The organism is Polaromonas sp. YR568, assembly GCF_943372955.1.
Lineage (GTDB): Bacteria > Pseudomonadota > Gammaproteobacteria > Burkholderiales > Burkholderiaceae_C > Polaromonas.
This window is the reverse complement of sequence record NZ_CALSAL010000017.1, coordinates 1-7,150: the sequence shown is the minus strand read 5'-3', so window position 1 is coordinate 7,150 and position 7,150 is coordinate 1. Positions and strand designations below refer to the sequence as shown.

Here is a 7,150-nt window from a genome sequence, read left to right as displayed (position 1 = left end):
ATCTTTGTCCTGCTGTATCTGACCTTCAAGCGCTTTGACGAGGCCTTGCTGATCATGGCAACTCTGCCGTTCGCTCTCGTGGGAGGTATTTGGTTGCTGTACTTGCTCAGCTACAACTTGTCTGTGGCTGGTGCGGTTGGGTTTATTGCTCTGGCTGGCGTGTCGGCCGAGTTCGGCGTGATCATGTTGTTGTACCTGAAGTCAGCATGGGACGAGAAACTCAAGCAAGGAAAAGCTGACACCGCAGATCTGCTCGAAGCCATCCGTGAAGGCGCTGTGTTGCGAGTACGCCCGAAAGCCATGACTGTCGCTGTGATTTTGGGGGGGCTGCTCCCGATCATGTGGGGAAGCGGTACTGGCTCTGAGGTCATGCAGCGGATTGCAGCGCCCATGGTGGGCGGCATGATTACCGCCCCGTTGCTGTCCATGTTTGTGATTCCAGCTGTCTATTTGTTGATGCGACGGTCTCGCGAACAGCGAAGTAATAGCTCTCTATTCCCGTTGAAACGGGGCACCTCGGCTTGACGTCATTAAGTTAGCAGAGCGGGAGCCGTCGACTCACCTTCGCAAGAAGCTTTGGTGTTCTTGCTGCCTACAAGCTACTTCGGCCTCTTTCGATTACGACGCTGGTGGCCGCGTGCTGCTTTTCCTGTCTTGACTTTCTTTCTATCTCGCCAAAGTAAATAGCCTAGCAATGAAAAGATCACCAGAGCCATCAGGGCACTGACCACAAGTACTGTAGTCAGAGTTTCATGCGAAGCCTTCGGTATGTTGCTAAGTGTGTGCATGGAACCATTCAGAAGAGATATTCAGGCAGCGGCATTGATAGGTTCCTACCTTTTTCCGTGACTACTCATCCGATACGCGCGATTAAAGAACCGCGGGGCGATATGGGAACTTCAAACAAAAACGCACTGATCCCGACGTCGAAGAAGCCAAAGCGCTTCCTCCATGAGCAAGCATGATGGATTTTGTGATGGCCAGACCCAGGCCAGTGCCATCTGGTGACGTGTGGGAGCGAGCCTTGTCTACGCGGTAAAACCGGTCAAACAACCGAGGCAGGTCAGAAGCATTGATCTGATCCCCTGTGTTCATCACACACAAGGAGATACCGTCGTGCTGGGAATCAATAATCAGTTCGACATCTGTGCCGTGATGTGCGTGGCGCAGCGCATTGGACAACAAGTTACTGACAGCCCTCCGAATCATCAAACGGTCACCCGCCACAGTGGCTGAACCCACCAGTTGCATACGGACCTGCTTTTCTTCAGCGACCGCATCGTAAAAATCCAGCAGGCTCACCACCTCATCCTCCAAAGCGACGTTCTCTCGATTCGGCAGTTGAATGCCGTGATCCGTTTTCGCCAAAAACAGCATGTCGGACACCATGCGCGCCAGGCGTTGAAACTCCTCAGCATTGGATGCGAGGATCTCGCGGTAAGTATCTGGATCACGGCCCTGCGAAAGCGATACCTGGGTCTGGGTCAACAAGTTACTGATGGGTGTTCGAAGTTCATGGGCGATATCGCTTGAAAAATCTGTCAGCTTTGAAAAATCCAGCTCCAGTCGTTCGAGCATTGTGTTGAGACTGCTGGCCAGATCTGCCATTTCCACGGGTACCGCCTCGATTGGCATGCGCTGATCAAGCTTGTGGGCAGTCACCTTGAGTGCTCGCTCTTTCATGATCCGCAGAGGAGCCAGGCCACTGCGGGCAGCCCACCAACCCAGAAAGCCGCTTAGCAGCGTAGCCGCAAGCACATACACGATCAATTGATCACGCAAGACCTGCATGAAGTGGGCATGATGCTGAGTATCCAAAGCAACTTTCAGGCGAGTGGGTTTCGTACTACTCGCTGTGTCGCGAGAGCCCGCCACTTTTGAAATTTCTGTGCTGATACCTCTCAGTTGCAGCTCGCCGTCGACCCAATCTTTTGGCTGATTCATTGCACCCGATGTATCAAAGTCGTTCGGGAAAATGATAGTTTTTGAACCGAACAACAACTCGTCACCACGACTGATCGCAATAAACAAACCGTGGTGGCTGTTCAGCAGATCATTTAGCTTGGCAGATAGCTCGACAGGGTCCGGCGTTTCATCAACGGTTCTCTGGATCAGCTGCGCTTTGTCTTGCAGGTAATCCCGGTCTAATTCGACAAAATGGGCGCTGGTGGACCAGGCGACTAGCGCCCCTAAACCGAGTAGAACAGTTGCTGACACCAGCGTGTACAGGACGGTCAGGCGAGCGGTGAGGGTCAAACGCCTGATCATTAGGACTCCGGCACTTCCAGTACGTAACCCATGCCTCGTACGGTCTGCAAAAGACGACTCTCGAACCCGTCGTCCACCTTGGCGCGCAGTCGGCGTATTGCCACCTCGATCACATTGGTGTCGCTGTCGAAATTGACATCCCAAACCTGAGATGCAATCAGCGAGCGCGGCAGAACCTCGCCCTTGCGGCGCATAAGCAATTCGAGCAGTCCGAACTCTTTAGCGGTTAGGTCAATGCGTTTGCCTGCGCGCGTCACCCTACGACGTAGCAAATCCAGTTCAAGGTCGGCAACCTGGAGCGTGGTTGGCTCTAACCCTGCGCGTCCTCGGCGGAGGATGGTGCGTACCCTTGCTAGAAGTTCGGAAAACGAGAACGGTTTGACGAGGTAGTCATCTGCACCCAGTTCTAGACCTTTCACCCGGTCTTCTACATGGTCTTTAGCTGTCAAAAACAACACTGGCATCTGGCGTCCCTGGGCCCGCAGGCCTCTCAGGATCTGCCACCCATCCATGCCTGGGAGCATTACATCCAAAATGGCCAAGTCATGATCTCCCTCCAACGCCTGATGAAGCCCATCGACTCCATTTGAAAGCCATTCGACGGAGTAGCCAGCCTCCCGCAGCCCTAAGCGTAGGTAGTCACCCGTTTTGGGTTCGTCTTCAACGATCAAGATCTTCACATGTGATTCCTTCTCCGGATTCTCGCTGTTAGTTACCGCCTCATCCGAAACTGACAATTTTGTAATGTTGCCGACAGGTTTATGACGGCCGTCTCTCTCGACACTACTTTCAGCCCAAACAAGTAGCCTAGGAGTAAACCAGTGACACAGCAATATTTTCCTTTACAGGCCCTGCGGGTCATTGCCTTCGGTGTACTGACATTTCCTTTGGTGGTATCTGCACAGATTGCGCCTGCCCCCGCCGAGAAGAGTTGGCGTGAAGCCAACGATGCCGTTGGTCAATACAAGCGTGGCCACGCAGATATTCTTAAATGGGAAAAAGACAACGTTTCAGCTGAGAAAAGCGCGGATCAAACAGTCGGCAGTCTCAGCTTGATGACATCGGAAGATGCGGTGCGTCAAGCCTGGTTGGCTCACCGTGAGCTGGTGAAGCCTTTGGGTCGAATTGGCGCGGCAAATGTGGATCTGATTGCGAAGGGTCAGTGGACAGCACTTGATCCTGTCCTCCAGCGTAAGGTCGATGATCTGGATGAGGTGCTAGAAGTTGCTGCGCAGGGACGAAAGGCGTGGCTGCAGGCAGTCGCCGCAAAGCAGGTTCTGCAGCAACACCAGAACGCGCTGGTGGCAGCAGAGGCAGGGAACGAATTGGGTCGCCGGATGGTGAGCATTGGTAACTGGAGCAAGCTCCAGCAGACCCAGGTTGAGCTGGCGCAATCAGCTGCCAAGATGAACGTGCGGCGGGCACAGTACGCCGCAATGCAAGCAGAGGCGACCCTCATCAAAACCTTGCAGCTGACAGGCATGCATACGGCAGTGAACCTGCCCGACCGCCTACCCGACATGCCGGCGCAGCCCCTCTCTGCAGAAATCATCGACGCAAGGGCTGCAGCCATAGCGGCAGAGTTGCCGCGTGCAGATGGCATGCGCAATGGGGCCAATGTCCGAATGGCGCGCCAAGCTTACCTGTCAAGCCACGCGCTGGCGGTGAGTGCGCGCGACGAAGTATTGAAGGTTCGTGAGTTTGTCACTGAAGAAACCGTGCTTCGCTACAACGGCATGCTCAAGAGCGTCTGGGACTTGTTGGGTGAAGTTTCAAATCAGTCACAGGCCGTCGCAAGCACCATTGACGCGCAGCGTGACTATTTGATGGCAGAGACAGACTTGCAGTGGGTTCTTCAAGGCGGTTCGCCCGGAAGCTTTGTCTCCCTCGGCGGCGGTGGCGGCGAGCCCGCAGCCGCCGCTGGCCACTGACCGTATCAAAAGCTTTGAAAGAGAATTTATATGAGCCTAATTAATTCACGTCGTCAGTTCTTCGCAGGCGCCGCTGCTTCGGTAGCTGGGCTGGCAGTAGCTCGTTCTGCCATGGCTGCTTTGCCGGAACCTGTTTATCAAACCTCTGTGGATACAGCTCCGCCGTTGGTACCAACCACAGGCCGGCCGTATAACCCCGTGGTGACCCTCAATGGCTGGACTTTGCCTTGGAAGATGAACAACGGCGTCAAGGAGTTTCACCTCGTCGCAGAACCAGTGGTGCGCGAGGTGTCTCCAGGATTCAAGGTCAATATGTGGGGTTATAACGGTCAAAGTCCAGGACCAACCATTGAGGTTGTCGAGGGTGATCGCGTTCGGATTTTCGTTACCAACAAGCTGCCTGAGCACACCACCATTCACTGGCATGGTCAGCGCTTGCCGAGCGGTATGGACGGTGTGGGTGGTCTCAATCAGCCGGCTATTCCTGTGGGCAAGACCTTCGTGTATGAATTTGAAGCGCGACGCCCAGGCACGTTCATGTACCACCCCCACGCAGACGAAATGGTCCAAATGGCAATGGGCATGATGGGCATGTGGGTTACGCATCCGAAGGCCAAGCACCCCAACATCAGCGATGTGGATCGTGATTTCTGTTTTCTGCTTAACGCGTTTGACATCGAACCAGGCAGCAAAACACCAAAAATCAACACAATGTTGGACTTCAACATCTGGTGCTGGAACAGCCGGGTTTTCCCAGCGATTGATACGCTCAACGTTCGCCTGAATGATCGAGTGCGTATCCGCGTGGGTAATCTGACGATGACCAACCATCCCATTCACCTGCACGGGCATGAGTTCTTAGTGACTGGAACTGATGGAGGTCCAACTCCGCCAAGCACGCGCTGGTACGAGGTTACTACTGACGTGGCAGTGGGACAGATGCGCCAAATCGAATTGATCGCCGACGAAGAAGGTGACTGGGCTTTGCACTGCCACAAGAGCCATCACACCATGAACGCGATGGGTCACGATGTACCAACCATGATTGGCGTCGACCATCGCGGTTTGGTGAACAAGATTCAGAAAGTGGTGCCAGATTACATGATGATGGGCGAACGCGGCATGGCTGACATGGGCGAGATGCAGATGCCCATTCCAGACAATACTGCACCGATGATGACTGGTACAGGCCAGTTTGGTCCGTTGGAAATGGGCGGTATGTTCACCGTTTTCAAGGTGCGCAAAGACCAAAAGCCGGGCGACTACAAGGATCCTGGACCTTACAGATTCCCAGCGGGTACTGTGGCTCACGAATGGACAGGTGCGCCACTCCCAGCGGTCAGACCAAAAGCCAGTGCCGATTCTTCCCCTGCAGTAGCTTCTGCGGTCAAACCTAGTGGAGGAACCATGAAGCACTGATCTGTTTCGTGATTTCCCGAGAAAAAATTTAACTACTTAAAGGAAACTTCAAATGCAATTTACAAAAATTCTGATGGTGGCCGGTGCTGTTGCACTTTCAACTGCCTCCTTTGCTCATGGCGCCAAAGAGCACGCGAAAGGAGCCGCTCCAATGAAAATGGAACAGAAGGAATGGGGTATCGGCGGCCATTCAAAGGATGTCAAGCGCACTGTAGAAATTCGTATGACCGACAACATGCGATTCACTCCGGACCTCATTGAGGTAAAACAAGGAGAAACCATCAAATTTGTGCACTTGAATCGTGGAAAAGTGATGCACGAATTCGTCCTAGGAACTAAAAAGGAGTTGGATGAGCATTCTGCAATGATGAAAAAATTCCCCAACATGGAACATGACGAACCGTACATGGCCCATGTAGGAGCTGGGAAAAAAGGTGAAATTATTTGGAACTTCAACAAAGTAGGTGACTTCGACTTTGCATGTTTGCTACCTGGTCACTATGACGCGGGTATGGTGGGAAAAATCAAGGTCGTTGCCAAGTAAAAAAACTGATTCAAAAATCTAATCCAAGAAAGAACTTATGAAAACACACATCCGGACGTTGGCAAAAATTGTCGCTGCTGCCGCCATCTCACTCACTGTGCCTTTGGCAGCGTACGCGAGCGGGGACCACGGAAAAATGGGGATGAATCACGGAAAGGCGGCTGCACCGGTTGCGACCGCTACAACGGCCGCAGCAACTGCACCCAGCATGACTGACGGCGAAATTCGCAAGATCGACAAAGAGAACAACAAGATCACCATCAAGCATGGCGAGATCAAACATATGGACATGCCTCCGATGACAATGGTCTTCACCGCAAAGGACAAAGCGATGCTCGACAAGGTGAAAGTCGGCGAGAAAATTCAGTTCGTAGTAGTTCAGGACGCAGGCAAGATGACTGTCACCGATATTCAACCAATGAAATGAACTGAAGGACTACACCTTGCCTGGGGTGATGGCATGAGGATCGGTTGCTTTGGCCGATCACTTTCTCCTCAAGACACCTAAAGAGGTATGGGAGATGAACGTCCGCTGCAGCTAATGCAGCGACCGAATGCGCGCCACCTCGCTCCTGACTGTTTCTTCAAGCAGAGTTGGATCAGTAGATGCCAGAGGCTTGCCGTTGACAAAGAAGGTTGGGGTGGCTTTGACTCCGATCGCCTTCAAGTCTTGGACATCCTGTGCCAGTAAGGTATCAACCGCACCAGAAGCAACATGCTTGAGCGCTTGCTTTACGTCGAGCCCTGTCGACTGCGCAATAGCCCACGCACGCATGGAGGCGTTGGCGCTCTGTCCTGTCCACGACCGCTGGCCGTCCAACAACGCATCAAGGACGGGTTGTTGATTTCCAGATGAAATTGACCCCTTTGAGCTGAGTTTTTTCATCGAAATTTGACCCCTTGAGTAAAGTTTCCTGCTTACTTTTTAAGCAGGAGGGACCAAGGAGTGATCAAAGTGGGAACACTGGCAAAGATCCGGCGGCTGCAC

Annotated in this window: 8 protein-coding genes; 5 read left to right on the top strand and 3 right to left on the bottom strand. The window is 53.1% G+C overall.

The features are described 5' to 3' along the window. Window positions 1–525 (top strand): efflux RND transporter permease subunit (locus AAG793_RS16695; RefSeq protein WP_341910230.1); only part of this gene is annotated, 525 nt, incomplete at its 5' end. Between the two features lie 345 nt (window positions 526–870). On the opposite strand, the gene AAG793_RS16690 is transcribed toward AAG793_RS16695, so the two are convergent. Further along, on the bottom strand, window positions 871–2,256 hold the full coding sequence (locus tag AAG793_RS16690; protein WP_341910228.1) for a heavy metal sensor histidine kinase: 1,386 nt from the start codon (window positions 2,254–2,256) through the stop codon (window positions 871–873). Between the two features lie 11 nt (window positions 2,257–2,267). Beyond that, window positions 2,268–2,948 carry a heavy metal response regulator transcription factor gene (locus AAG793_RS16685; protein WP_341910226.1) on the bottom strand — a complete coding sequence of 227 codons (681 nt, stop codon included), beginning with the start codon at window positions 2,946–2,948 and terminating at the stop codon, window positions 2,268–2,270. A gap of 141 nt (window positions 2,949–3,089) precedes the next feature. Here AAG793_RS16685 and AAG793_RS16680 point away from each other — a divergent pair, with 141 nt between their 5' ends. Genes AAG793_RS16680 through AAG793_RS16665 form a run of 4 tightly spaced genes read left to right on the top strand, consistent with a single transcriptional unit; the run spans window position 3,090 to window position 6,589 of the window. Beyond that, window positions 3,090–4,199, top strand: a complete 1,110-nt coding sequence (locus AAG793_RS16680; protein WP_341910224.1) for a hypothetical protein — start codon at window positions 3,090–3,092, stop codon at window positions 4,197–4,199. A 30-nt stretch (window positions 4,200–4,229) separates the two neighbouring features. Further along, a complete protein-coding gene (locus AAG793_RS16675; protein WP_341910221.1) occupies window positions 4,230–5,618 on the top strand; it encodes a copper oxidase in 1,389 nt (462 codons plus the stop codon). A gap of 52 nt (window positions 5,619–5,670) precedes the next feature. Next, window positions 5,671–6,162: a cupredoxin family protein gene (locus AAG793_RS16670; RefSeq protein ID WP_341910219.1), complete on the top strand. Its 492-nt coding sequence runs from the start codon at window positions 5,671–5,673 to the stop codon at window positions 6,160–6,162. 37 nt (window positions 6,163–6,199) lie between these two features. Next, the gene (locus tag AAG793_RS16665) at window positions 6,200–6,589 is read left to right on the top strand and encodes a copper-binding protein (protein ID WP_341910217.1); all 390 of its coding nucleotides are present in this window, start codon (window positions 6,200–6,202) and stop codon (window positions 6,587–6,589) included. 111 nt (window positions 6,590–6,700) lie between these two features. Here the strand turns inward: AAG793_RS16665 and AAG793_RS16660 are convergent, their stop codons facing one another. Continuing rightward, window positions 6,701–7,048, bottom strand: a complete 348-nt coding sequence (locus tag AAG793_RS16660) for a thioredoxin domain-containing protein (RefSeq protein ID WP_341910215.1) — start codon at window positions 7,046–7,048, stop codon at window positions 6,701–6,703. Window positions 7,049–7,150: the final 102 nt, after the last annotated feature.